Origin of the sequence: Cronobacter sp. EKM101R (genome assembly GCF_963888145.1) — a bacterium.
Classification (GTDB): Bacteria; Pseudomonadota; Gammaproteobacteria; order Enterobacterales; family Enterobacteriaceae; genus Cronobacter; species Cronobacter turicensis.
The window spans coordinates 57,108-80,294 of sequence record NZ_CAWPHW010000007.1 but is presented as its reverse complement, the minus strand read 5'-3'; the positions used below and the strand labels follow the sequence as shown (position 1 = coordinate 80,294).

The 23,187-nt window shown below is 60.4% G+C and carries 22 protein-coding genes; 12 read left to right on the top strand and 10 right to left on the bottom strand.

Annotated elements, in window-relative coordinates:
- The first annotated feature begins 47 nt into the window (after nt 1-47).
- The 3 genes from selA (at nt 48) to yiaY (ending at nt 4,639) form a co-directional block, all read left to right on the top strand.
- On the top strand, nt 48-1,430 hold the full coding sequence (selA, locus tag AACV31_RS07240; protein WP_165156620.1) for an L-seryl-tRNA(Sec) selenium transferase: 1,383 nt from the start codon (nt 48-50) through the stop codon (nt 1,428-1,430).
- Nucleotides 1,427-3,274, top strand: coding sequence for a selenocysteine-specific translation elongation factor (gene selB, locus AACV31_RS07235; protein WP_165156622.1), 1,848 nt, complete (start codon nt 1,427-1,429; stop codon nt 3,272-3,274). Before selA ends, selB begins: the two co-directional genes overlap by 4 nt.
- A gap of 213 nt (nt 3,275-3,487) precedes the next feature.
- On the top strand, nt 3,488-4,639 hold the full coding sequence (yiaY, locus tag AACV31_RS07230) for an L-threonine dehydrogenase (protein ID WP_165156624.1): 1,152 nt from the start codon (nt 3,488-3,490) through the stop codon (nt 4,637-4,639).
- A gap of 24 nt (nt 4,640-4,663) precedes the next feature.
- On the opposite strand, the gene AACV31_RS07225 is transcribed toward yiaY, so the two are convergent.
- Complete coding sequence (locus AACV31_RS07225) at nt 4,664-5,536, bottom strand: ROK family protein (RefSeq protein ID WP_165156626.1); 873 nt, start codon at nt 5,534-5,536, stop codon at nt 4,664-4,666.
- Nucleotides 5,537-5,692: 156 nt separating this feature from the next.
- On the opposite strand from AACV31_RS07225, the gene AACV31_RS07220 reads away from it, so the two are divergent.
- The 3 genes from AACV31_RS07220 to AACV31_RS07210 all read left to right on the top strand — a co-directional run bounded on the left by AACV31_RS07220 (nt 5,693) and on the right by AACV31_RS07210 (nt 7,100).
- On the top strand, nt 5,693-6,292 hold the full coding sequence (locus tag AACV31_RS07220) for a LysE family translocator (RefSeq protein WP_165156628.1): 600 nt from the start codon (nt 5,693-5,695) through the stop codon (nt 6,290-6,292).
- 206 nt (nt 6,293-6,498) lie between these two features.
- Nucleotides 6,499-6,810, top strand: coding sequence for a toxin HigB-2 (locus AACV31_RS07215; protein WP_075199636.1), 312 nt, complete (start codon nt 6,499-6,501; stop codon nt 6,808-6,810).
- On the top strand, nt 6,810-7,100 hold the full coding sequence (locus tag AACV31_RS07210; RefSeq protein WP_075199637.1) for a helix-turn-helix domain-containing protein: 291 nt from the start codon (nt 6,810-6,812) through the stop codon (nt 7,098-7,100). The genes AACV31_RS07215 and AACV31_RS07210 overlap by 1 nt, the downstream gene beginning before the upstream one ends.
- A gap of 73 nt (nt 7,101-7,173) precedes the next feature.
- Here AACV31_RS07210 and fdhE read toward each other — a convergent pair whose 3' ends face one another.
- The 4 genes from fdhE to fdnG are packed head-to-tail and all read right to left on the bottom strand — an operon-like array spanning nt 7,174 to nt 12,697.
- Nucleotides 7,174-8,103, bottom strand: coding sequence for a formate dehydrogenase accessory protein FdhE (gene fdhE / locus AACV31_RS07205; protein ID WP_075199638.1), 930 nt, complete (start codon nt 8,101-8,103; stop codon nt 7,174-7,176).
- Nucleotides 8,100-8,735 (bottom strand): formate dehydrogenase cytochrome b556 subunit, encoded by a 636-nt coding sequence (gene fdoI / locus AACV31_RS07200; RefSeq protein WP_004385165.1) that lies wholly within the window; start codon nt 8,733-8,735, stop codon nt 8,100-8,102. Before fdoI ends, fdhE begins: the two co-directional genes overlap by 4 nt.
- A complete protein-coding gene (gene fdxH / locus AACV31_RS07195; RefSeq protein WP_007766109.1) occupies nt 8,732-9,634 on the bottom strand; it encodes a formate dehydrogenase subunit beta in 903 nt (300 codons plus the stop codon). Before fdxH ends, fdoI begins: the two co-directional genes overlap by 4 nt.
- A gap of 12 nt (nt 9,635-9,646) precedes the next feature.
- Nucleotides 9,647-12,697 carry a formate dehydrogenase-N subunit alpha gene (gene fdnG / locus AACV31_RS07190; protein WP_158683133.1) on the bottom strand — a complete coding sequence of 1,017 codons (3,051 nt, stop codon included), beginning with the start codon at nt 12,695-12,697 and terminating at the stop codon, nt 9,647-9,649.
- A 165-nt stretch (nt 12,698-12,862) separates the two neighbouring features.
- Here fdnG and fdhD point away from each other — a divergent pair, with 165 nt between their 5' ends.
- Nucleotides 12,863-13,705, top strand: a complete 843-nt coding sequence (gene fdhD / locus AACV31_RS07185) for a formate dehydrogenase accessory sulfurtransferase FdhD (RefSeq protein WP_165156630.1) — start codon at nt 12,863-12,865, stop codon at nt 13,703-13,705.
- A gap of 130 nt (nt 13,706-13,835) precedes the next feature.
- Complete coding sequence (locus AACV31_RS07180) at nt 13,836-14,045, top strand: DUF1471 domain-containing protein (protein WP_007766117.1); 210 nt, start codon at nt 13,836-13,838, stop codon at nt 14,043-14,045.
- 38 nt (nt 14,046-14,083) lie between these two features.
- Here AACV31_RS07180 and AACV31_RS07175 read toward each other — a convergent pair whose 3' ends face one another.
- Together AACV31_RS07175 and AACV31_RS07170 are read right to left on the bottom strand one after the other, a co-directional pair.
- Nucleotides 14,084-14,407, bottom strand: a complete 324-nt coding sequence (locus AACV31_RS07175; RefSeq protein WP_007766119.1) for an AzlD domain-containing protein — start codon at nt 14,405-14,407, stop codon at nt 14,084-14,086.
- A complete protein-coding gene (locus AACV31_RS07170) occupies nt 14,407-15,072 on the bottom strand; it encodes an AzlC family ABC transporter permease (protein ID WP_165156678.1) in 666 nt (221 codons plus the stop codon). Before AACV31_RS07170 ends, AACV31_RS07175 begins: the two co-directional genes overlap by 1 nt.
- A 104-nt stretch (nt 15,073-15,176) precedes the next feature.
- On the opposite strand from AACV31_RS07170, the gene AACV31_RS07165 reads away from it, so the two are divergent.
- The 4 genes from AACV31_RS07165 to AACV31_RS07150 all read left to right on the top strand — a co-directional run bounded on the left by AACV31_RS07165 (nt 15,177) and on the right by AACV31_RS07150 (nt 20,369).
- Entirely contained in the window at nt 15,177-15,725 is a 549-nt protein-coding gene (locus AACV31_RS07165; protein ID WP_007766123.1) for a helix-turn-helix domain-containing protein, read from the top strand.
- Between the two features lie 75 nt (nt 15,726-15,800).
- On the top strand, nt 15,801-16,808 hold the full coding sequence (locus AACV31_RS07160; protein ID WP_165156632.1) for a LacI family DNA-binding transcriptional regulator: 1,008 nt from the start codon (nt 15,801-15,803) through the stop codon (nt 16,806-16,808).
- 117 nt (nt 16,809-16,925) lie between these two features.
- Nucleotides 16,926-19,049, top strand: a complete 2,124-nt coding sequence (locus tag AACV31_RS07155; RefSeq protein ID WP_165156634.1) for an alpha-galactosidase — start codon at nt 16,926-16,928, stop codon at nt 19,047-19,049.
- A gap of 57 nt (nt 19,050-19,106) precedes the next feature.
- Entirely contained in the window at nt 19,107-20,369 is a 1,263-nt protein-coding gene (locus tag AACV31_RS07150) for an MFS transporter (protein WP_165156636.1), read from the top strand.
- Nucleotides 20,370-20,473: 104 nt separating this feature from the next.
- On the opposite strand, the gene rhaM is transcribed toward AACV31_RS07150, so the two are convergent.
- The 3 genes from rhaM to rhaD all read right to left on the bottom strand — a co-directional run bounded on the left by rhaM (nt 20,474) and on the right by rhaD (nt 23,186).
- On the bottom strand, nt 20,474-20,788 hold the full coding sequence (gene rhaM, locus AACV31_RS07145; protein WP_012814826.1) for an L-rhamnose mutarotase: 315 nt from the start codon (nt 20,786-20,788) through the stop codon (nt 20,474-20,476).
- Nucleotides 20,785-21,933, bottom strand: a complete 1,149-nt coding sequence (gene fucO, locus AACV31_RS07140) for a lactaldehyde reductase (RefSeq protein WP_165156638.1) — start codon at nt 21,931-21,933, stop codon at nt 20,785-20,787. Before fucO ends, rhaM begins: the two co-directional genes overlap by 4 nt.
- 428 nt (nt 21,934-22,361) lie before the next feature.
- Complete coding sequence (gene rhaD, locus AACV31_RS07135; protein WP_075197803.1) at nt 22,362-23,186, bottom strand: rhamnulose-1-phosphate aldolase; 825 nt, start codon at nt 23,184-23,186, stop codon at nt 22,362-22,364.
- Nucleotide 23,187 lies beyond the last annotated feature (1 nt).

Sequence of the window (23,187 nt, the reverse complement as noted above, 5' to 3'; positions counted from 1 at the left end):
GTTTCCTGCTAAATTATCGCCACGTTTTATCCAGGTTTATTCACGCCATGACGACCGATTCCCGTCTGCTTTACAGCCAGCTTCCCGCCACTGACCGCCTGCTGCGCGACAGCGCGTTCCAGCCGTTGCTGGACACCTACGGCCATACTCGCGTGGTCAACACGCTTCGCGCGATGCAGGAGGAGGCGCGGCTTGCCATTCGCGAACGCCAGGCGCTGCCGTCGTGGTGCGACGACTGGGCCGCGGCGGCGGCTGACCGGCTGGCGCGCGGTTCGCAAAGCGCGCTGCGCCCGGTTTTCAACCTTACCGGGACGGTGCTGCACACCAACCTTGGCCGCGCGTTGCAGGCGGAAGAGGCCGTTGAAGCGGTCGCCCGCGCCATGCGCTCGCCGGTGACGCTGGAGTATGACGCCGACGGCGGCGAGCGCGGCCACCGCGACCGCGCGCTGGCGTTGTTACTCTGTGAACTCACCGGCGCGGAAGACGCCTGTATCGTCAATAACAACGCCGCGGCGGTGCTGCTGATGCTGGCGGCGCTGGGCGCAGGCAAAGAGGTGATTGTGTCGCGCGGCGAACTGGTGGAGATTGGCGGCGCGTTTCGCATTCCGGATGTGATGCGCCAGGCGGGCTGTCAGCTGGTGGAAGTGGGCACGACCAACCGCACGCATCTGCGCGATTATCTCGAGGCGACTGGCGAGCAGACCGCGCTGCTGATGAAAGTGCATACCAGTAATTATCAGATTGAAGGCTTTACCAAAGCCGTAGACGCCGCCGAACTGGCGCAGGCGTCGTCTGTCCCGGTGATTGTCGATCTCGGCAGCGGCTCGCTTATCGATCTCAGCCAGTATGGCCTGCCGAAAGAGCCGATGCCGCAGGAGGCGCTGGCCGCCGGGGCGAGTCTCGTGAGTTTTTCCGGCGATAAACTGCCGGGCGGGCCGCAGGCGGGGATTATCGTCGGCAAAAAGGCGCTCATCGCGAAGCTTCAGAAACACCCGCTCAAGCGCGCCCTGCGCGCCGACAAAATGACGGTGGCGGCGCTTGACGCCACGCTGCGCCTCTACCTGCACCCGGAAAAACTCGCTGAACGGCTGCCGACGCTGCGGCTGCTGACGCGTCAGGCGTCCGACATCAGCGAGCAGGCGCAGCGCCTGCGTCCGGCGCTGGAATCCCGCTACGGCGACGAATTTCAGATAGACGTAGCGCCCTGTCTGTCGCAGATTGGCAGCGGCTCGCTGCCGGTCGACCGGCTACCAGGTGCTGCGCTCACGTTCACTCCGCGCGACGGGCGCGGCAGCCGTCTTGAGGCGCTCGCCGCCCGCTGGCGTCGTCTGCCGGTGCCGGTTATCGGGCGCGTGGGCGACGGGCGGTTATGGCTCGATTTACGCTGCCTTGAAGACGAGGCAGGACTGATGGAGATGTTGTTGCAATGATTATCGCCACCGCCGGGCATGTGGACCACGGCAAAACCACGCTGCTTGAAGCGCTCACCGGTATTAACGCCGACCGTCTGCCGGAAGAGAAAAAACGCGGCATGACTATCGATCTCGGTTACGCCTACTGGCCGCAGCCGGACGGGCGCGTGATCGGTTTTATCGACGTGCCGGGCCATGAGAAATTCCTCGCCAATATGCTGGCGGGCGTGGGCGGCATCGATCATGCGCTGCTGATGGTGGCGTGCGACGACGGCGTGATGGCCCAGACCCGCGAGCACCTGGCGATTCTGCGCCTGACCGGCCAGCCGACGCTCACCGTGGCGCTCACCAAAGCCGACCGGGTGGATGACGCGCGACTGGCGCAGGTGAAAGCAGATGTCCTGGCAATCTTGAGCGACTATGGCTGGCACGACACCACGCTGTTTGTGACGGCGGCCACCGAAGGCGTGGGCGTTGAGGCGCTGCGCGATCACTTGCGCACGTTGCCCGAACGCTCGCATCCTGCCGGGCAGCGCTTTCGCCTGGCGGTCGATCGCGCGTTTACCGTGAAAGGCGCGGGCCTGGTGGTGACCGGCACGGCGCTCTCCGGTGAGGTGAACGTCGGCGATACGCTCTACCTGACCGGCGCGAATACGCCGATGCGCGTGCGCGGCCTGCACGCGCAGAACCAGCCGACGGAGCGGGCGTTCGCCGGTCAGCGCATCGCGCTGAACATTAGCGGCGACGCGCAGAAAGCGGATATCCGGCGCGGCGACTGGCTGCTCAGCGACGCGCCGCCGCAGGCCGCGGAGCGGGTCATCGTCACGCTCGACCGCCAGGCGCCGCTGCAACAGTGGCAGCCGCTGCATATTCATCATGCGGCAAGCCACGTCACCGGGCGCGTTTCGCTGCTGGAAGATAATCTGGCGGAGCTGGTGTTCGACACGCCGCTCTTCCTGGCCGATAACGACCGGCTGGTGCTGCGCGACATCAGCGCGCGCCAGACGCTGGCAGGCGCGCGCGTCGTCACGCTGGAAGCCCCGCGGCGCGGCAAACGCCAGCCGGAATTTCTCGCGTTTCTCACCGAACTCGCTGACGCCAAAACCGACGCCGATGCGCTGCGGCTCCACGCCTCGCGCGGCGCGGTCGCGCTCGCGACGTTTGGCTGGGCGCGCCAGCTCTCCACGGCGGCGCTCGACGCGCTGGCGGGCAGCGCGGAGTTTCTCCAGGCGAATGGTTATCTGTTAAGCAGCAGTCTTGCCGCGCGCTGGCAGGAGAAACTGCTCGCCACGCTCGCCCGCTACCATGAAACGCACAGCGAAGAGCCCGGCCCTGGCCGCGAACGCCTGCGGCGCATGGCGCTCCCATCCGAGCCGGAGCCGCTGGTGCTGGCGCTTATCGAACGGATGCGGCGCGACGGGCAGCTCGCGAGCCGCGAAGGCTGGCTGCATCTGCCGGGCCATAAGGCCGGTTTCAGCGAGTCTCAGCAGGCGCTGTGGGAGAAAATCCAGGGGCTGTTTGGCGACGAGCCCTGGTGGGTGCGCGATCTGGCGCGCGAAGCGGGCGAAGAAGAACAGGCGATGCGCCAGCTGTTGCGGCTCGCCGCGCAGCAGGGCTTTATCACGGCGATCGTTAAAGATCGCTATTACCGTCACGATCGCATCGTGGCGTTCGCCGATCTGATCCGCACGCTCGATCGCGAAAAAGGCGCGACCGTCGCCGCTGATTTCCGCGACAGCCTGAACGTGGGCCGCAAGCTGGCGATTCAGATTCTGGAATATTTCGACCGCATCGGCTTTACCCGCCGTCGCGGTAATGAACATCTGCTGCGCGACAGCGCGCTGTTTAATTCTGCGCTGTAAAAACGATATCGAAAACGGGGAATATATATTGATGAAATATATATTCCCTATGTTTTAATCACCTCGTGAATAATTCCGTGCGATGACGCTAACTGTTTTATTTTATGGTGCTTTCTGGCAACCAATTCGCCGTAATTCGCGGCATCTCGCTTTTTTCACTCTGCCATGCGGTGTATTTTCTGAAGCTCATTTGATTCATTAAGGATAATGAGTATGACCGCGTCTGTTTTTTATATTCCCTCTATTAATATGATTGGCATGAATAGCCTCGACGAGGCGCTGAAAACGGCCTGTGAATATGGTTATCGCAACGCGTTGATTGTGACGGACGGTATGTTGTCAGCGCTGGGTATGGCGGGCCAGCTCAAGGAAATGCTGGCGCAGAAAGGCATGCAGAGCGTGATCTTCGACGGCACGCACCCGAACCCGACGACGGAAAATGTGGAAGCCGGATTAAGTATGCTGCGCGCTCACCGCTGCGACTGCGTGATTTCGCTGGGCGGCGGCTCGCCGCACGACTGCGCCAAGGGCATCGCGCTGGTGGCCGCCAACGGCGGCGATATCCGCGATTACGAAGGCGTCGACCGCTCCCGTAAACCGCAACTGCCGATGATCGCCATCAATACCACGGCGGGGACGGCGTCTGAGATGACGCGCTTTTGCATCATCACCGACCAGGAGCGGCATGTGAAAATGGCGATTGTTGATAAACACGTGACGCCGGTGATGTCGGTTAACGATCCGGCGCTGATGATGGGAATGCCGAAATCGCTGACCGCCGCGACAGGCATGGATGCGCTGACGCACGCCATCGAAGCGTATGTCTCGACAGCCGCCACGCCGGTGACCGATGCCTGCGCGCTGAAAGCCATCGCTATAATTGCGCGCTCGCTGCCGCAGGCGGTGGAAGAGGGGGATAACGTCGCGGCGCGTGAGGCGATGGCCTGGGCGCAGTTTATGGCGGGGATGGCGTTTAACAATGCGTCGCTCGGCTATGTGCATGCGATGGCGCATCAGCTGGGCGGCTTCTATGACCTGCCGCACGGCGTTTGTAACGCCATCCTGCTGCCGCATGTGCAGCGCTTTAACAGCGCCGTAGCGGCGCACCGCTTGCGCGACTGCGCGCAGGCGATGGGCGTCGATGTCAGCGCCATGAATGACGCCGAAGGGGCGGATGCCTGCATCGCCGCCATTTGCGCGCTGGCTCGCCGGGTGCATATTCCTGCCGGGTTGCGGGAGTTGAGAGTGCGTGACGAGGACATCTCCACGCTTGCTGATAACGCGCTTAAAGACGCCTGCGGGTTTACCAATCCGGTGCAGGCAAGCCACGCGGAAATCATGGCGATTTATCGCGCGGCGATGTAATGCGTAAGCCCCGTCGCGACGGGGCTACTGTTTTTGTTTCGCGAGCCACACCGCGCCCAGCCGTCCGGCCTGGTTGCCGAGCTGACACGGCTGAATGGGCACCTGCAACGCATCCCAGAAGTTATATTTTTCGAGGCTGCGCTCAAGCATCGGGTAGAGTTCTTTCTGCTGGCTGATACCGCCGCCAATCAGCACCACCTGCGGATCGTAGAGCGACACCACGCTGTAAACGCCGCGCGCCAGATAACCGACCCAGCGCTCGACCACTTCACGCAGATGCACGTCGCCACCCATACGTTCAAAGATTTCTTTACCGTGCAGCGGGGCGTCGGACGGCAGCGACAGCGCCCGGCGGCTGGCTTCTACCAGCCCTCGCGCGGAGGCGATCTGGTGCATGTTTTCGCCGTTGTCGCCGACCGGGATCACCCCAAATTCGCCCGCGCGGAAGTGCGCGCCGCGCATCAGCTCACGGTTGAGGATCAGGCCGCCGCCAATGCCGGTGCCGATGGTCATACAGATGAAGGAATCGTAGCGCTGTCCGGCGCCGCGCCACATCTCGCCAAGCGCCGCGCAGTTAGCGTCGTTCTCTACCGTGACCGGCAGCGAGGTCAGTTCGCCAAACAGCTCCAGCAGATTACAGCCATCGAGGAATTCCAGCGCGCCCGCTTTTGGCACATGGCTGGTGCCGGGGTTGATATAGCCCGGGAAACTGACGCCGATGCCCGCTATTTCGTCATTGTTCTGGTAACGCTCAACCGCCTCGCGCCAGGCGTTTTTGAACGCGTCGGGATCGTAGTGGGTGTCATATTCGTCGCTGGAAAGCTCTTCGCCCTCTTCGGTGATCAGGCCGTGTTTGATATGGGTGCCGCCAATGTCAAAGCCGATAAACTTACGCATGGTCCTTCCTTCTGTGGCAAACCGGGTTCCACCTTTGAGTATGGCGCACCTGCGCAAACCCAACGTAAAGGAAGGTAATCCGCCGTCATTTCTGGTGAATACCGCGCACGCCGTGATTGTGGTTAAGTAACGGCTGATATGAACAGAGGCGGTGGTGTGGATATTTCAGGTTTTGTACTGGCGATTGCGCCAGTGGCGCTCTCTCCTGGCGCCAGCTTTACGCTTGCGATGAATAACGTTATCCACCGTGGCATTACGGGCGTGTTCAGCGTTATCGCAGGCACGCTCATCGGGATTTATATTCACGCCTCGCTGGTGGGGCTTGGCGTCACGCAGCTGCTGGTGCGCTACCCGCCGGTGATGAAAACCTTACAGCTGGCGGGCACGCTCTATTTGCTCTGGCTGGCGCTACGGCTTATCGCAAGCGGCATTCAGGCCTGGCGGCGTCCTCAGCAAAACACAGGCCACGGCGCGGGCGTAAAAGAGGCGCTGCTGGCTAACCTTTTTAATATCAAAGCGATCCTGCTCTGGCTGACGGTGGTGCCCGCGTTCGCCGGAACGGCGTTCATGCACTATCTGCTGCTCGCCAGCATCCATGTCGCCATCATGGCATCGTGGCTGCTGCTATGCGGTGGCGCTATCGTACTGACCACGCGCCGCTTTTCGGTGCGCTGGCTGAAAGTCGTCGTCGATACCGGCGGCGGGCTGTTCCTGTTTATCCTGACGCTCTCATCCGCCCTGGCGATGCTGAAATAAGCGAGGCCAACCACAGGCGCTGCGCCCCTCAATATTTATCCCGCTGATGTAAAAGTACAAATGATTACGGAAGGGGGCTCGCAGAAGGGAAATCTTTCCGGCCAGGGCATTGCCTGACGCGCCGCACCACGATAGCGTAGCTCTCTTCGAGGTACGCCATTGACGTACCTTTGTGCTGTGTTAACATCAGCCAGTGGCGTACGGATATGCTATTTATTGAAACGGAAATCTTCACCCGGGCCGTGACAACTCTGCTTAGTGACGACGAATACCAGCAGTTGCAGTGGTTTCTGGCGCTGCAACCCGATTATGGCGACGTGATCCCGGATACTGGCGGGCTTCGTAAAGCGCGCTGGCAGGCTGGCGGCCGGGGCAAACGAGGCGGCGTCAGGATTATCTATTTTTATCGTGCTTATGCGGATGAAATCCGATTGCTGCTGATTTATCGCAAAGGGATAAAAGACGATCTCTCGCCCCATGAAAAAACCGTGCTCAGAATGCTGAATCAGAGGTGGTGATGGATAACGCGCTGTTTGAACAGTTAACCGAAAGTATGCGGCAGATGAATGAGATTAGCGAAGGCCGCCGCGAGCCTTCGCGGGCTTTCGTCATCGACGCGCTGAAAATAAAAGAGATCAGACAGGCATCAGGCCTTTCTCAAACGAAATTCGCCAGCCTGATTTCGGTGAGTGTGGATACGCTGCGTAACTGGGAACAAGGCAGGCGGTCGCCAACGGGCCCGGCGCGCGCGCTGTTGCGCGCTATTGCCAGAGATCCGCAGCATGTCATCCCGGCGCTGGCGTTGTAACCCATAAAGACCATGACGTTGCGATAACCGGCGTAAATTAGCCCGCCCTGAACGAGCGGGCTACAGACAAGGTTTACTCACCCTCTCCCGGGAACAGGAACGGGTTGATGGAGCTTCTGGCAAAGCCTTCCTGCTCCATGCGGGCGTCGAGCACCAGCGAGGCGAGGTCATCCGCCACCGGCTCCACGTTCGGGTCTTTTTCTTGATACAGGATCTTCAGGTAAGTGCCGCAGTCGCCGCAGCTTTCAGCTTTGACTGGCGCCTGTTCGCTCTCCAGAGACCAGTAGTGCAAATCGCGCGTCTGCTCGCAGTTGCTACATTTAACACGCACCACATGCCACTCGGTTTCGCACAGGTTGCAGTGCAGGTAGCGCAGCCCCTGTTTTGAGCCGATATGCACCATGCTGGAGACCGGAATGCTGCCGCAGACCGGGCAGAACTGGCGCGCTTCGCCATATTCCGCACGGGCTTTGCCGGGGATCAGGCTCGCCATCTGCGCCCAGTAGAGCGACAGCGCAGCCCAGATAAACGGCGCTTTATCGCTGCTTACCGCGCTGAAATCGGCGCTGAACAGGGCGCTTGCCATGGTTTCCAGCTCCTGCGCCGAGGCTTTTTCGAGATTCTCGATAACCGCCAGCGCCGGGCCGCTCATCTCCGGCTTCAGCTCGGCAATCAACGATTGCAGCAGCTTCTGCCAGTGACCATCGCGCGGCAGCACGTGAATATCCAGCGGGGGCTTGCCCTGTTCCGCCGCCTCTTTGATGCGGGCTGTTAAATCCATCTCCAGCGGGTGGTCATACAGCACCACTTCCTGAGCATGCGCGATAAGCGCGGCAAAACGCAGGAAATCGCCCAGCGGATTATTTTCAGCCAGCTCGCGCAGGCGTGCGGCGCGGCGGTTATAGAGATTTTTCAGTCTGGGGAACAATAACGGCGGAATCACTTCCGCCGTACGTTTATCGCTCTTCTCCAGCTGGTCTTGCGGGATGATGCGAATACTCATTCAGATGATTTTTCCTGTTTCTCGCGCACTTCGCGATACCAGCGCGGGTGGTGTTTCTTCGCCCAGGTTTTGGTAACCCAGCCTTCCACCATGGCGGTAATGGTGCCTTTGACCCACAGGGCCGCGTAAATATGCACCATGATAACCACAATTAACGCTACTGCGGCAAATGAATGCGCCAGCAGCGCCAGGCGAATAACCGGGATGGGGAACATCGGCGCGAACCACGGACGCCAGATCACCACGCCGCTTGCCAGTAACAGCAGCAGCAGCAGGATAGCCGCCCAGAAGACGCACTTCTGACCAAAATTATAGCGCCCGGTATCGCCCACTTCCTCGTTCATGGCGATTTTGTGGATATTTTTTGCCCACAGGATATCGTCACGGTTAATGAGGTTGTGGTGCCAGTAACGGAAAAACATCAGCATGAACGAGACGAACATCACCACCCCAACGAAGGGGTGGAGGATGCGCGCCAGCTGCGGCGTGCCGAGAATGTTCATCAGCCAGTTGAAGGAGGGGAAAAAGAACCCCAGCCCGCTCACCGCCGCCAGCACGAAGGCGAAGGCGGTGATCCAGTGGTTGATTCGCTCTGGCGCGCTGTAGCGCACGATGGTGTCACGTCTTTTCATTTACGCACCTCATCATCGTCATGGTGCAGATTGTCTTCATCTTCCTCGGCGCGGTTTGGACCGATACCGACGTAGTGGAAGACGCTGGCTGCGAAGGTCGCCGCAAAGCCGATAGCGGCGAGCGGTTTCCAGATGCCTTTCCAGAACTTAACGGCTTCGCTGATTTCCGGGTTCTCCGGCAGGCCGTGGTACAGGTTCGGCTTGTCGTTGTGGTGCAGCACGTACATCACGTGCGTACCGCCAACGCCTGCCGGATCGTACAGGCCCGCGTTTTCGTAACCACGGGTTTTCAGCTCCGCCACACGCTCGCCAGCCAGCTGTTTCATATCCTCTTTGGAGCCAAAGTGGATAGCGCCAGTCGGACAGGTTTTCACGCACGCCGGCTCCTGGCCCACGGTCACGCGATCCACGCACAGGGTGCATTTGTAGACGCGGTTATCTTCCGGGTTCAGGCGCGGGACGTCGAACGGACAGCCCGCGATGCAGTAGCCGCAGCCGATGCACTGCTCAGACTGAAAATCGACGATGCCGTTGGCATACTGAATGATAGCGCCTTCCGACGGGCACGCTTTCAGGCAGCCCGGATCGGCGCAGTGCATACAGCCATCCTTGCGGATAAGCCATTCCAGTTTGTCGTTCTGCTCCACTTCCGAGAAGCGCATCACGGTCCACGACTTGGCGGTCAAATCCGCCGGGTTGTCATACACCCCGACGTTATGACCGACCTCGTCACGCAGATCGTTCCACTCGGAACAGGCCACCTGACAGGCTTTACAGCCGATACAGGTGGTCACGTCGATAAGCTTCGCCACTTCCTGCTGGTGGTCCCGCGCCTGAGGCGCGGGCGTGAAACCGTTAGTCGCGGAACGACGGATAATGTCTTGCGATTGATAAGCCATAAGTCGTCTCCGTTACACCTTTTCCACGTTCACCAGGAACGCCTTAAATTCCGGCGTCTGGGTGTTGGCGTCGCCCACGAACGGCGTCAGCGTGTTGGCGATAAAGCCTTTCTTCGCGACCCCTTCGTAGCCCCAGTGGATTGGAATACCGATGGTATCCACCTGTTTGCCGTCCACGTTGAGCGTGCGAATACGCTTGGTCACCACCGCCTTGGCTTTGATATAGCCGCGGTTGGAGGAGACTTTCACGGTATCGCCCTGCGCGATGCCAAGCTTGCCGGCGAGTTTCTCGCCGATTTCCACAAACTGTTCCGGCTGCGCGATGGCGTTTAACAGCGCGTGTTTGGTCCAGTAGTGGAAATGCTCGGTCAGACGGTACGTGGTGCCGACATACGGGAACTTATCCGCTTTGCCCATCGCTTCCAGATCGCCTTTGAACACGCGCGCCGCCGGGTTAGACACCACGTTCGGGTGCAGCGGGTTGGTGCCAATCGGCGTCTCGAACGGCTCGTAGTGTTCCGGGAACGGGCCTTCCGCCATTTTGTCGATGGCGAACAGGCGGCCCATGCCTTCCGGCTGCATGATAAACGGACCGACATCGCTTCCCGGAGGCGCGGTGTTGTAATCCGGAATATCGGCGCCGACCCACTTGCCGTTGGCGTAAGACAGAAGCTGACGTTTCGGGTCCCACGGTTTGCCCTGCGGATCCGCGGAGGCGCGGTTATACAGGATGCGGCGGTTCAGCGGCCATGCCCATGCCCAGCCCAGCGTATTGCCAAGGCCTGACGGGTCGGCGTTATCGCGACGCGCCATCTGGTTGCCGTTCGGCGTCCAGCTACCGGCGAAGATCCAGCAGCCGCTCGATGTGGTGCCGTCGTCGCGCAGGTGCGCGAAGGTGCTCAGCTGATCGCCTTTCTTCGCCAGCACGTTGCCGGTCACCGGATCGATGATATCCGCCAGCGCTTTCCCGTTGCTCTCCATCGCCACTTCTTCCGACGACGGGTTTTCCGGCGTCGAGTAGTTCCAGGTCATGTTGAGCACTTGTTCCGGGCACGCGCCGCCCTGCTCGGCGTACATTTTACGCAGGCGCAGGAAGATACCGGCCAGGATTTCGCCGTCGTTCAGCGCTTCGCCCGGCGCGTCCTGACCTTTCCAGTGCCACTGCAGCCAGCGGCCGGAGTTCACGATGGAGCCATTTTCTTCGGCAAAGCAAGTGGACGGCAGGCGGAACACTTCGGTCTGAATGCTCGCCGGATCGACATCGTTCTGCTCGCCGTGGTTCTGCCAGAAGGTAGCGGTTTCGGTGTTGAGCGGATCGATAGTCACCAGGAACTTCAGTTTGGACAGAGAAGCGACCACTTTGTTTTTATTCGGGAACGAGGCGACCGGGTTAAAGCCCTGGCAGATATAGCCGTTGACTTTGCCCTGGTGCATCATCTCGAAATATTGCAGAACGTCGTAGCCTTTATCCCATTTCGGCAGCCAGTCGAAGCCCCAGTTATTCTCCGCCGTCGCGTTATCGCCATAGAAGGCTTTCATCAGCGAGACGAAGAATTTCGGGTAGTTGCCCCAGTAGTTCACCTGGCCTTCCAGCAGCGGTTTCGGCGTGTTGGCCGTCAGGTACGTTTGCAGATCGGCTTGTTTTTCGCTTGGCAGCGTCATGTAGCCGGTCAGGCTCTGGGTCAGCAGGCCGAGGTCGGTCAGGCCCTGAATGTTGGAGTGTCCGCGCAGGGCGTTCACGCCACCGCCCGCCATACCCATGTTGCCCAGCAGCAGCTGGATCATGGCCATGGTACGGATATTCTGGGCGCCGACGGAGTGCTGCGTCCAGCCGAGCGCATACAGGAACGACGCGGTTTTGTCGTGTACGCTGGTTTCGGCGATGTACTCGCACACCTTCAGGAAATCGGCTTTCGGCGTACCACAGATATTCTCCACCACGTCCGGCGTGTAGCGGGAAACGTGCGTTTTCAGCAGGTTCCAGACGCAGCGCGGGTGAGAGAGCGTGGTATCGCGTTTCGCGAAGCCTTTTTCGTCCAGCTCATAGTGCCAGCTGGTTTTGTCATATTTGCGTTTGTCCGCATCGTAGCCGGTGAACAAGCCGTCATCGAAACCATAATCTTCACGCACGATCAGGCTGGCGTTGGTGTAGGCCTCGACATATTCGCGGTTAAACTTGTTGTTGTTCAGCAGGTACAGCAGTACGCCTGACAGGAAAGCGATGTCAGTGCCGGAACGGATAGGCGTATAGAAATCGGCCACCGACGCCGTGCGCGTAAAGCGCGGGTCAATCACGATAAGTTTCGCGCCATTGTGGATCTTGGCTTCCATCGCCCAGCGGAAACCCACCGGATGCGCTTCTGCCGCGTTCCCACCCATCACAACGATGAGGTTGGCGTTCTTCATATCAACCCAGTGGTTGGTCATCGCACCGCGACCAAATGTTGGAGCAAGACTTGCTACCGTTGGTCCGTGTCAGACACGCGCCTGGTTATCCACGGCTAACATGCCGAGGGCGCGGGTAAATTTCTGGGTTAAATAGCCGGTTTCGTTACTTGACGCGGAGGCGCACAGCATACCGGTGGAGAGCCAGCGGTTAACGGTGGTGCCTTCAGCATTTTGCGCGATGTAGTTAGCGTCGCGGTCTTCTTTCATCAGCTTCGCGATGCGATCGAACGCGTCTTCCCAGCTGATGCGCTGCCATTTATCAGAGCCTGGCGCGCGGTATTCAGGGTACTTAAGACGCGATTCGGAGTGGATGAAATCCACCAGACCTGCGCCTTTCGGGCAAAGCGCCCCGCGGTTAACCGGATGATCCGGGTCCCCTTCGATGTGGAAAATCGAAGATTTCGCGTTTTTCGCGCCGTCGCCGAGGCTATACATCAACAGCCCACAGCCGACGGAGCAGTACGTACAGGTATTACGGGTTTCGCGGGCGCGCAGCAGTTTGTATTGCCGTGTTTCCGCCAGCGCGACGCCGGGAGCAAATCCCAGTGCGGCTGCCGTGGTGCCTGCCATACCGCCAGCGCAGATCTTAAAGAACTGCCTTCTGCTGACCTGCATGGATTGCTCCTTGTTCAGACATTGTCACAAAGTAAGTCGTATGGTTTTTCTTTTGCGGATGCCGCCGCAACGGTTCACAATCGTAATTCCCTTCTTTGCAAGGAGGGATTAGGCGCAACAGAATACCACAATGTTGCTGAGGCTGTTTCAGACGGTTAATAAAAAGTGAATAAGAACCATCCAGAACTGTTGCAAAACGTGAGCGACGTCACCGCCGCTCGTTCCCTTCCGCTCTGGAAAAGAGAGAATCTGACCACCACTCAGCCGGACTGGCTGGCGGAAGAAGTGCCGGTAGCGCTGGTCTACAACGGTATATCTCACGTCGTGATGATGGCGTCTCCCAAAGATTTGGAAATCTTCGCCCTTGGATTTTCTTTATCGGAAGGAATTGTCGAATCTTCACACGAAATTTACGGCATGGATATTATCCATGGGTGTAATGGTATCGAAATTCAGGTGGAACTTTCCAGTCGTCGCTTCATGGGGCTTAAAGAGCGCCGTCGTAGTCTGGCCGGGCGTACCGGCTGCGGCGTCTGCGGCGTGGAACAGCTTAACGACATCGTGCGCCCGTTGGCCCCGCTGCCGTTCACGCAAACTTTCGCGCTCGCTAATCTCGATGGCGCGCTGCGTCAACTCGCCAGCGTACAGCCCGTCGGCGAACTCACCGGCTGCACGCACGCCGCCGCCTGGCTGACCCCGCGGGGCGATATCGCGGGCGGGCATGAAGATGTCGGGCGTCACGTCGCGCTTGATAAACTGCTGGGCCGACGCGCGCGCGAAGCGTGGCAGCAGGGCGCGGTGCTGGTTTCCAGCCGCGCCAGTTATGAGATGGTGCAGAAAGCCGCGACTTGCGGCGTTGAAATCCTCTTTGCGGTTTCCGCCGCCACCACGCTCGCGGTGGAAGTGGCGGAGCGGTGCAACCTGACGCTGGTGGGCTTCTCGCGCCCCGGCCGCGCGACGATTTATACGCATCCGCAGCGCCTGCTCGCAGGCGATACGAACGCATAAATATCGTTCAGTTTTTCTGACAAAGAATGGCAAATCCTTCCGCTTTTGGTTTGCGGTGTGCAGGTCTACTATTACACACATCGAAGGCAATGCGCCTTCTCACTTAAACCAGACCTGAAGGAATATTGCCATGAATACTATCAAATCTTTTGTTGCTGTTATGACCCTTGCTACCGCTTTCGGCGCTTTCGCTGGCCAGTCCGTGACCGCAACTGACACCACGCTCTCCGGCGCGGAAGCCAAAATCGCCGCACAGGCAGAACAGCTGGGCGCGACCTACACCATCACCGAAGCGTTCACCGGCAATCAGGTCCACATGACCGCCGAACTGAACAAATAAGCCAGACATTGTCGAAAGAGCGCCAGCGGGCGCTTTTTTTATGGCATACCCGCCAGACGCAGCAGCGCGGTGACGACCGCCGCCGCAAAAATCACCACGATCAACGGCGCCTTGCGCCAGGCCAGAAAGAGCGCGAACGCCACGCCCAGCACCCTCGCCATACCCGCAAAATGCTCACCTTCGTAAAATGTCGCCGCCAGCGCCACGGCAAACAGCAACGTGGTCGCCGCATCGGAGAGTAGCGCCTGCGCGCGTTCGCTCAGCGCCAGCTTGTTACCGAGCTTCGCTCCGCCAAAGCGCATCAGATACGTGCCGACAGAGAGCACGCCGATCCCGGCAAGAATCATCATGGTGCTCGCCATTATTTCTTCCTCGTGAATAAGCCCGCCAGAGAGAGCAGCACCGGCAGCCCGACCGGCGCGAACGGTACGGCGGCAAGGGAGAGCGCCGCGCCGCTGCCCGCGCGAATCAGCGTGGTTTTATTTTTCAGGGCGGGCAGCACCAGCGCGAGCAAAATCGCCGGGAACACGGCGTCGAGGCCGATGGTTTCCGGCGCAGGCAGCAGCGTGCCCATCGCCACGCCGATAACGACGCCAAGCGGCCAGCACAGCGCCACGCCCAGCCCGCACAGCCAGTAGGCCGCTTTACGCGTCTCGGGCGTCGCCTGGGATAACCCAAACACCACGCTTTCATCATTCATGATGTGCGAACCCAGCAGCCTTTTGGTGCCCCGGCCCACCAGATCCCGTACCGTGATGCCAAACGGCAGATGACGCGCGTTAACCAGCAGCCCCGCCGCCGCCGCCGCCGCGGCAAGCGGGCTACCGCCGCTCGCGACGATGCCGATAAAAATAAACTCCGACGCGCCCGCCAGCACGCAGACAGACAACAGCAGCGGCACCCAGAGTGCGAAGCCGTAAGCCATCGCCAGCGTCCCGTAAGAAATACCTACCACGCCGACGGCCAGACAGACCAGCGCAATAGCCTTTATAATGTCGCCCTTAAGACAGGCAAATCGGTGCAGAATCATACGTTTTTACCCATAACGAACGAATGAACATTATAATGAACAGACCACGGCCGATTTTCAACACGAACGTTCGTTCATTTTAACGAACCAGGGAGCCCGACATGACACAGCCCATTACCGTGATCGCCAAAAGCCTGGTGCGTGAACGCACACGCGCCGGGTTATCGCTGGCCGAAGTGGCCCGTCGCGCGGGGATCGCTAAATCCACGCTGTCCCAGCTCGAAGCCGGCAACGGCAATCCGAGTCTGGAGACGCTCTGGGCGTTATGCGTGGCGCTCGATATTCCTTTCGCCCGCCTGATGGAGCCGCAGGTAAACAAAACGCAGGTAATACGCCGGGGCGAAGGGCCGAAAGTGGTGGCGGAACTCGCCAATTATCAGGCGATTTTGCTGGCGACCTGCCCGCCGGGCGCGCGTCGCGATATCTACTTACTGTTAACGCAGCCCGAAGGCGAGCGGCTGTCGCACCCGCACCCGACGGGCTCAGTTGAACATATCATCGTGACGCAGGGCCGCGCGCTGGTGGGGCTTGCCGAGGCGCCGGAGGAGCTGTGCGCCGGGGATTACATCTGCTACCCGGGCGATCAGGCGCATGTTTTCCGCGCGCTGGAGCCTGATACTCAGGCGATTCTGGTGGCGGAACAAAATTAAGCCTTACAGAATCTGTGGACGCCTGTAATACCTCAGGCGACACTCTCACGTATCAGGTAATCAGGCACTTCATTTATGTCGCTTAAAGCAATCGCTGCACAACTTGGCCTCTCCGTTACCACCGTCAGCCGCGCGTTGAACGGTTATGACGACGTTTCTCAGGAGACCCGCGCGCGGGTGGAGGCCGAGGCGGCGCGGCGCGGCTACCGGCCCAATACATTCGCGCGTCGCCTGAAAATGGGCAAAATCGACGCGGTCGGGCTGGTCTTCCCTGTGCATCCGGTGCCGCTTAACAACAGCGTCTTTATGGAGATGGTAGGCGAGATAAGCCGCGAACTGGCGCAACATGAGGTCGATTTGCTGCTGATTGCCGACGACGATCTTGCGGACAGCCACAGCTATATGCGGCTGGTGCAAAGCCGCCGTGTGGATGCGCTGATCGTGGCGCACACGCTGGATAACGACCCGCGGTTGCAGCAGCTCCAGACGGTGAACTTTCCTTTCCTGGCGCTCGGGCGCAGCCGGTTGCCGCAGCCTTACGCCTGGTTTGATTTCGACAACTATGCCGGTACGCATCAGGCCACCTCGCGGTTAATCGGGCTTGGCCACCGGCGCATCGCGATGCTTGGCGAGCACAACAGCCAGGCGTTTATCACCCAGCGCCGCGAGGGCTGGCGTGACGCGCTGAAAGCGCATCAGCTGGATGACAGCGGCCTGCGGATGCTGCCGCCCACCCGCCGCGCGGGCTACAAAGCCGTGCTCGAACTCATGGCGCTACCCACGCCGCCGACGGCCATTGTGACCGACTGCAACTCGCTCGGCGACGGCGCCGCGATGGCGCTGCAAACGCTTAATCGCTTGCAGGGCCATCGGGCGGTTTCTTTGGTGGTGTATGACGGCCTGCCGCCTGACAGCATCGTGGAGATGGACGTAGCGGCAGTGATCCAGTCCACCCGCGAAGGTGTAGGACGGCAAATCGCCGACATGGTGCAGCGCCTCATCGCGGGCGAGCCCGCAGAGCAGCTCCAGGTCCTCTGGCAGCCTGATTTTCTTGAAGGCAGCACTCTGCACCCCGCGGGCTAAAGCCAGGCGTTTTCCTAAGCAAAATTCCGTACAGATCACACATCCGAAACGTTTTGGTTGGCATCCGAAACGTTTCGGATCAACAGTAAAAGCATTCTTTTTACCGGAGATGCTTTTATGGAAACCCGTGTTTACCGTCTGACCAGCCCCACAACAGATGTTGTTATCAAAACCCAGCCATTCGCCGAAATTCTCTACTGGGGACCGCATCTTGCCCACTTTTCGCCGCAGGATTGCGCGAGCCTTATCCGCCCGGTCGCTAACGGCCGACTGGACACCGATTCGCCCGTCACGCTGATGGCCGAAAACGGTCACGGGCTTTTCGGCGCGCCGGGGCTGGAAGGGCACCGTAACGGGTTTGATGCCTCGCCGGTGTTCACCACGCGGGACGTAAACCAGAACGGACAGACGCTGGTGATAACCAGTGAAGACGCCACTGCCGGGCTGCGGCTTGTCAGCGAACTGGCGCTCAGCGACAGCGGCGTGCTGAAAGTGCGTCACGGGCTGACCAATCTGCGCGACGGGGCCTGGCAGGTGGATCGTTTCGCGGTCACGCTGCCGGTGGCGGAGCGGGCGTTTGAAGTGATGGCGTTTCATGGCCGCTGGACGCGCGAGTTCCAGCCGCACCGCGTGACGTTAAGCCATGATGGTTTTGTGCTGGAGAACCGCCGCGGGCGCACCTCGCACGAGCATTTTCCGGCGCTTATCGCCGGTACGCCGGGGTTTGGCGAGCAGCACGGCGACGTCTGGGGCGTGCATCTCGGCTGGAGCGGCAACCACCGGCTGAAGTGCGAAGCGAAAACCGACGGGCGGCGCTATCTCCAGGCCGAGGCGCTCTATCTGCCGGGCGAAATGGCGCTGGCGACCGGCGAGACGCTGCACACGCCCTGGCTCTACGCGAGCCATTCCACGCGCGGCCTTAACGGCATGAGCCAACAGTTCCACCGCTTTCTGCGCGATGAAATCATCCGTTTCCCCGGCAACAAACCGCGCCCGGTACATCTCAATACCTGGGAGGGGATCTACTTCGACCACCAGCCGGAATACATCATGCGGATGGCGACCGAGGCCGCGGCGCTCGGCGTGGAGCGCTTTATCATCGACGACGGCTGGTTTAAGGGCCGCAACGACGATCATGCGGCGCTCGGCGACTGGTATCTCGATGAACAAAAATACCCGGACGGCCTGATGCCGGTGATTCACCATGTGAAAAACCTCGGCATGGAATTCGGCATCTGGGTGGAGCCGGAGATGATCAACCCCGATTCCGATCTTTACCGCGCGCACCCGGACTGGGTACTGGCGCTGCCGGGCTACCCGAAGACCACCGGGCGGCATCAGTGGGTGCTCAACCTGAACATGCCTGATGCGTTCGATTATCTGCTGGAACGCATGAGCTGGCTTTTGGGCGAGCATCCTGTCGATTACGTGAAGTGGGATATGAACCGCGAGCTGGTGCAGCCGGGCCACGCAGGCAAAGCGGCGGCGGACGCCCAGACGCGCCAGTTCTATCGTCTGCTGGATGTGCTGCGCGCGCGCTTCCCGCACGTCGAGTTTGAATCCTGCGCGTCCGGCGGCGGGCGTATCGATTTCGAGGTGCTGACGCGCACGCACCGCTTCTGGGCGTCCGATAACAATGACGCGCTGGAGCGCAATACTATCCAGCGCGGCATGAGCTACTTCTTCCCGCCGGAAGTGATGGGCGCGCATATCGGCAACCCGCGCTGCCACGCCACGTTCCGCCAGCACAGCATTGAATTTCGCGGCCTGACGGCGCTGTTTGGTCACATGGGGCTTGAGCTGGATCCGGTCAGCGCCGGGGCGCAGGAGGCCGCGGGCTATCAGCGCTATGCCGCGCTCTATAAGGAATGGCGCGAGCTTATCCATACGGGCGACCTGTGGCGCGTGGAGATGCCGGATGCCGCCACGCAGGTGCAGGGCGTCGTTAGCCAGGATAAGACGCAGGGGCTGTTTCTGGTAAGCCAGCTGGCGATGCCGGACTACACGCTGCCGGGCGCGCTGCGCGTGCCGGGGCTGGATCCGCAGGCCCGTTACCAGGTGCGTCTCGTGGATCATCCGAATATTCAGCTGACCGGCGCGGGCGGCCACACCATGCGCCAGTTGCCCGGCTGGATGAACGAGCCTGTCAGCGCCAGCGGCGAATGGCTGGCGCAGGCGGGGCTGCACCTGCCGGTGCTTGATCCGGAAACCGCGATGCTTATCGCGTTTGAGCGCGTGTAACAGAACGGCGCCGCGCAGGCGGCGCCTTAATGGGCTGGTCTTATAAGGGCGACAATAATGAATAATACCGTCTGTACTTACAAAAATAACCCGAACTTCTGGATCTTTGGTCTCTTCTTCTTTTTCTACTTCTTCATCATGGCCACCTGCTTTCCGTTTTTGCCTATCTGGCTGTCGGATGTGATTGGCCTGAACAAAACCGATACCGGTATCGTTTTCTCCTGTATGTCGCTGTTCGCGATCGCGTTTCAGCCGGTGCTGGGCGTGATTTCCGACAAGCTGGGCTTAAAGAAACATCTGCTGTGGATTATCACTACCTTGCTGGTGTTGTTCGCGCCGTTCTTCCTGTGGGTGTTCGGGCCGCTTCTGAAGGCGAATATCTGGCTCGGCGCGCTGGCGGGCGGGCTGTATATCGGCTTTTGTTTCTCTTCAGGCGCCGGGGCGATTGAGGCTTATATTGAGCGCGTGAGCCGCAGCAGCGCCTTTGAATATGGTAAAGCGCGGATGTTCGGCTGTCTGGGCTGGGGGCTGTGCGCCTCAACGGCAGGCATGTTGTTTAACGTTAACCCGGCTATCGTGTTCTGGATGGGCTCCTGCGCGGCGCTGGTACTGATGGGGCTGTTGCTGGTGGCGCGTCCTCGCGCGAATCAGACGGCGCAGGTGATGAACGCGCTCGGCGCCAACCAGCCGCAGGTGACAGCCAAAATGGCGCTGGGCCTGTTCCGTCTGCCGAAGCTGTGGATGTTTATTCTCTATGTGGTGGGCGTGGCGTGCGTGTATGACGTGTTTGACCAGCAGTTCGCCACGTTTTTTAAATCGTTCTTCCCGACGCCGCAGGCGGGCACCCAGGCGTTTGGGTTCGCCACCACGGCGGGGGAGCTGTGTAACGCGATTATCATGTTCTGCTCGCCATGGATCATTAACCGCATCGGCGCGAAGAATACGCTGTTGATTGCGGGCACGATTATGGCCACGCGCATTATCGGCTCGGCGTTCGCCACGACCGTGTACGAAGTGGTGGCGCTGAAAATGCTGCACGCGCTGGAAGTGCCGTTCCTGCTGGTGGGCGCGTTTAAATACATTACCGGCGTGTTCGATACGCGTCTGTCGGCGACCATTTATCTGATTGGTTTTCAGTTTGCCAAGCAGATGGCGGCGATTTTCCTCTCCGCCTTCGCCGGTACGATGTATGACCGGATAGGGTTCCAGGATACCTATCTCATCCTCGGCAGTTTTGTGCTGGCGATAACGGTGGTGTCGGCGTTTACGCTCTCCAGCCAGCGACAGGGCGTGGCGTTAAAAGCGACGGTGAAGGCGTAGTAATGGCGGGTGCGCTTCGCTTACCCGCCCTACGGTAACGGAAGGCTCTGTATTATCCAGGACGGGTAAGCGCCAGCGCACCCGCCATTCATCCAACCCCACGTTCACTCCAGATAAAACACGCTTTTCAGCTCCTGACTCACCGGGCTGTTATCCGGGTTGGACGGCATAACCTCGCGCATATGTTTCCACCAGCGCTGGCACACCTCGGTTTGCGCCACGGCGTTCCAGCGCGCCTCGCTCTCTATCTCGACCGTGGCGAACAACAGGTGGCGCTGCGCATCAAGCCAGATAGCGTAATGGTGCGCGCCGTGCTGTTTCAGCACCGCCTCCAGCTCCGGCCAGATGGGCGAATGGCGGCGATGATATTCGTCGTGCGCGTCCGGGTTAACCTGCATCACAAACGCTTTGCGGATCATAATGCCTCCAGATAGAGCTCGCGAACCTCGTCCCGCGAGGCGACGCGCGGATTGCACGGCGCGCACGGGTCAGCCAGCGCCTTATCCAGCCAGCCTTCGATATCCGCTTTCGTCACGCCAAGCTGGCTAAAACCGGAAGGAATGCCGACGCGGGCCGACAGCGCGCGGATCGCATTGATGGCTTCATGGCTCGCCTGTTCGTCGCTCATGTCGCGGGTATCGACGCCCATCGCCTGCGCCACGCGGGCGAACCGCTTCACGGCGCGCGGGCGGTTAAAGTTTTCGATAACCGGCAGTAGGATAGCGTTGCAGACCCCGTGCGGCAGGTTATGGGTCGCGCCCGGTTGATGCGCCAGCGCGTGCACCAGGCCTAAGCCCGCGCTGTTAAACGCCATGCCCGCCAGATACTGACCGCACGCCATCTGCTCGCGCGCTTCCAGGTCGCGCCCGTCTTCCACCGCTTTCGGCAGCCACAGGTTAATAAGGCGAATCGCCTCCAGCGCGTTGGCGTCGGTCAGCGGATGCGCGCCCACCGAGACAAACGCTTCGACCGCGTGGGTCAGCGCGTCCATGCCGGTCGCGGCGGTAATGGCGGGCGGAATATCCAGCATCACGCTCGCGTCATCCACGGCGATATCCGGGATCAGATTGGGGTCGATAATCACCTCTTTGACCCGCCGCGCTTCGTTGGTGATAACCGCATTGCTGGTCATCTCCGCCGCGGTACCGGCGGTGGTGTTAATCGCCACCAGCGGCGCGCCGGGGTGTTTGACGTGGCCTACGCCCGCGTAATCGGTGGACGCGCCCGGATTGGCGGTAAGAATTTTAATCGCTTTGGCGGTATCGATGGGGCTACCGCCGCCGAAGGCGATCAGATAGTCGCACTGCGCGTTGCGCCAGGCCGTAAAGCCGCGCTGCACCAGCGCTTCGGTGGGGTTAGGGAAGACCTCGTCAAAGAGTTCGTAAGACATCTGCTGCGCATCGAGCGCGGCAAAGAGGCTATCGAGCAGGCCGAGTTTGACCAGTTGCCCGTCGGTGACGATCAGCGCCTTGCCCCAGTTTTTGTTCGCTACCAGCTTCACCATGTCTTCGATAGCGCCCGCGCCGTGCAGGCTGATTTTGGGTAGTGCCAGCATAAAGCTCATGCAGCTTCTCCTTGCTTTTACGGTAATGGCGGGTGCGCGTTGCTTACCCGCCCTACGGTTGTATTCACGCTGGCGGGTGCGCTTTGCTTACCCGCCCTACGGTTGTATTCACGCTGGCGGGTGCGCGTTGCTTACCCGCCCTACGGTTGTATTCACGCTGGCGGGTGCGCGTTGCTTACCCACCTTACGGTTGTATTCACGCTGGCGAGTGCGCGTTGCTTACCCACCTTACGGTTGTATTCACGCTGGCGGGTGTGCGTTGCTTACCCGCCCTACGGTTGTATTCACGCTGGCGGGTGCGCGTTGCTTACCCGCCCTACGGTTGTATTCACGCTGGCGGGTGCGCGTTGCTTACCCGCCTTACATTGAGGATGGGTAGGGTGGGTAAGCGCAGCGCACCCACCGTCTGCCTCCACACGCCCGCCCGGTTACAGCGCGATCGCGCCCGCGTGCGGCGTTACGCCAAAACGCTCGCCGAGCGCGATCAGCTCCTCGCGCGTAATGGTCTGCTTCATGCCGCCCATCGACAGCACCTTGACCAGGATCTCGGCCGATTTCTCGGCGGTATCGATAAGCCCGAACGCCTCATCAAGCGTCGGCCCGGTGCCGAAAATGCCGTGATGCGGCCACAGCACCAGCGTGTGGGTTTTCATCTGCTCCGATGTGGCGCTGCCGATGCCGTCGGTGCCCGGCACCATCCATGGCACGATGCCGATGCCGTCCGGGAACACCACCAGACACTCGGTGCTGCCCTCCCACAACAGGCGCGTAAAGCGCGCTTCATCGAGCTCCAGCACGAAACTCAACGCAATCAGGTTGGTGGCGTGGCAGTGCATGATCACCCGGTCCTTGTCGCCGGAGACGGCTTTGCGCACCGCGTGCGACTGAAAATGCGACGCCAGCTCAGACGTCGGCAGGCCGCCATTGGCGAGCCCCCAGTGAATGTGGTACGCCATACCGTCATCGGTGATTTGCAGCAGCACCAGCGTGTCTGCCGGGTCGAGCTGCACGTTGCGGAAAAACTTCCCGGAACCGGTCACGAGAAACCAGCAGCCCGCGAGCTCTGTACGCGGCTGGCTCAGCTCCACGCTGCGCGGGGCCGGGTAGAATTCGTCGCGGTAAGGCTCCACGTCGGCCGCGTCAAGGCGCAGGCTCACGTTGCCGCCGTTACGTTCGTCCCAGCCTTTCAGCCACATATCGCTGGTGGCTTTAACCATTCCCTGAACAAACCAGGAAGAAAGAATGCGTTGCATG

Coding starts and splice junctions, on each gene's coding strand:
- selA (WP_165156620.1), top strand. CDS start 48: ATGACGACCGATTCCCGTCTGCTTTACAGCCAGCTTCCCGCCACTGAC.
- selB (WP_165156622.1), top strand. CDS start 1,427: ATGATTATCGCCACCGCCGGGCATGTGGACCACGGCAAAACCACGCTG.
- yiaY (WP_165156624.1), top strand. CDS start 3,488: ATGACCGCGTCTGTTTTTTATATTCCCTCTATTAATATGATTGGCATG.
- AACV31_RS07225 (WP_165156626.1), bottom strand. CDS start 5,536: ATGCGTAAGTTTATCGGCTTTGACATTGGCGGCACCCATATCAAACAC.
- AACV31_RS07215 (WP_075199636.1), top strand. CDS start 6,499: ATGCTATTTATTGAAACGGAAATCTTCACCCGGGCCGTGACAACTCTG.
- AACV31_RS07210 (WP_075199637.1), top strand. CDS start 6,810: ATGGATAACGCGCTGTTTGAACAGTTAACCGAAAGTATGCGGCAGATG.
- fdhE (WP_075199638.1), bottom strand. CDS start 8,103: ATGAGTATTCGCATCATCCCGCAAGACCAGCTGGAGAAGAGCGATAAA.
- fdoI (WP_004385165.1), bottom strand. CDS start 8,735: ATGAAAAGACGTGACACCATCGTGCGCTACAGCGCGCCAGAGCGAATC.
- fdxH (WP_007766109.1), bottom strand. CDS start 9,634: ATGGCTTATCAATCGCAAGACATTATCCGTCGTTCCGCGACTAACGGT.
- AACV31_RS07180 (WP_007766117.1), top strand. CDS start 13,836: ATGAATACTATCAAATCTTTTGTTGCTGTTATGACCCTTGCTACCGCT.
- AACV31_RS07175 (WP_007766119.1), bottom strand. CDS start 14,407: ATGGCGAGCACCATGATGATTCTTGCCGGGATCGGCGTGCTCTCTGTC.
- AACV31_RS07165 (WP_007766123.1), top strand. CDS start 15,177: ATGACACAGCCCATTACCGTGATCGCCAAAAGCCTGGTGCGTGAACGC.
- AACV31_RS07160 (WP_165156632.1), top strand. CDS start 15,801: ATGTCGCTTAAAGCAATCGCTGCACAACTTGGCCTCTCCGTTACCACC.
- AACV31_RS07155 (WP_165156634.1), top strand. CDS start 16,926: ATGGAAACCCGTGTTTACCGTCTGACCAGCCCCACAACAGATGTTGTT.
- AACV31_RS07150 (WP_165156636.1), top strand. CDS start 19,107: ATGAATAATACCGTCTGTACTTACAAAAATAACCCGAACTTCTGGATC.
- rhaM (WP_012814826.1), bottom strand. CDS start 20,788: ATGATCCGCAAAGCGTTTGTGATGCAGGTTAACCCGGACGCGCACGAC.
- fucO (WP_165156638.1), bottom strand. CDS start 21,933: ATGAGCTTTATGCTGGCACTACCCAAAATCAGCCTGCACGGCGCGGGC.
- rhaD (WP_075197803.1), bottom strand. CDS start 23,186: ATGCAACGCATTCTTTCTTCCTGGTTTGTTCAGGGAATGGTTAAAGCC.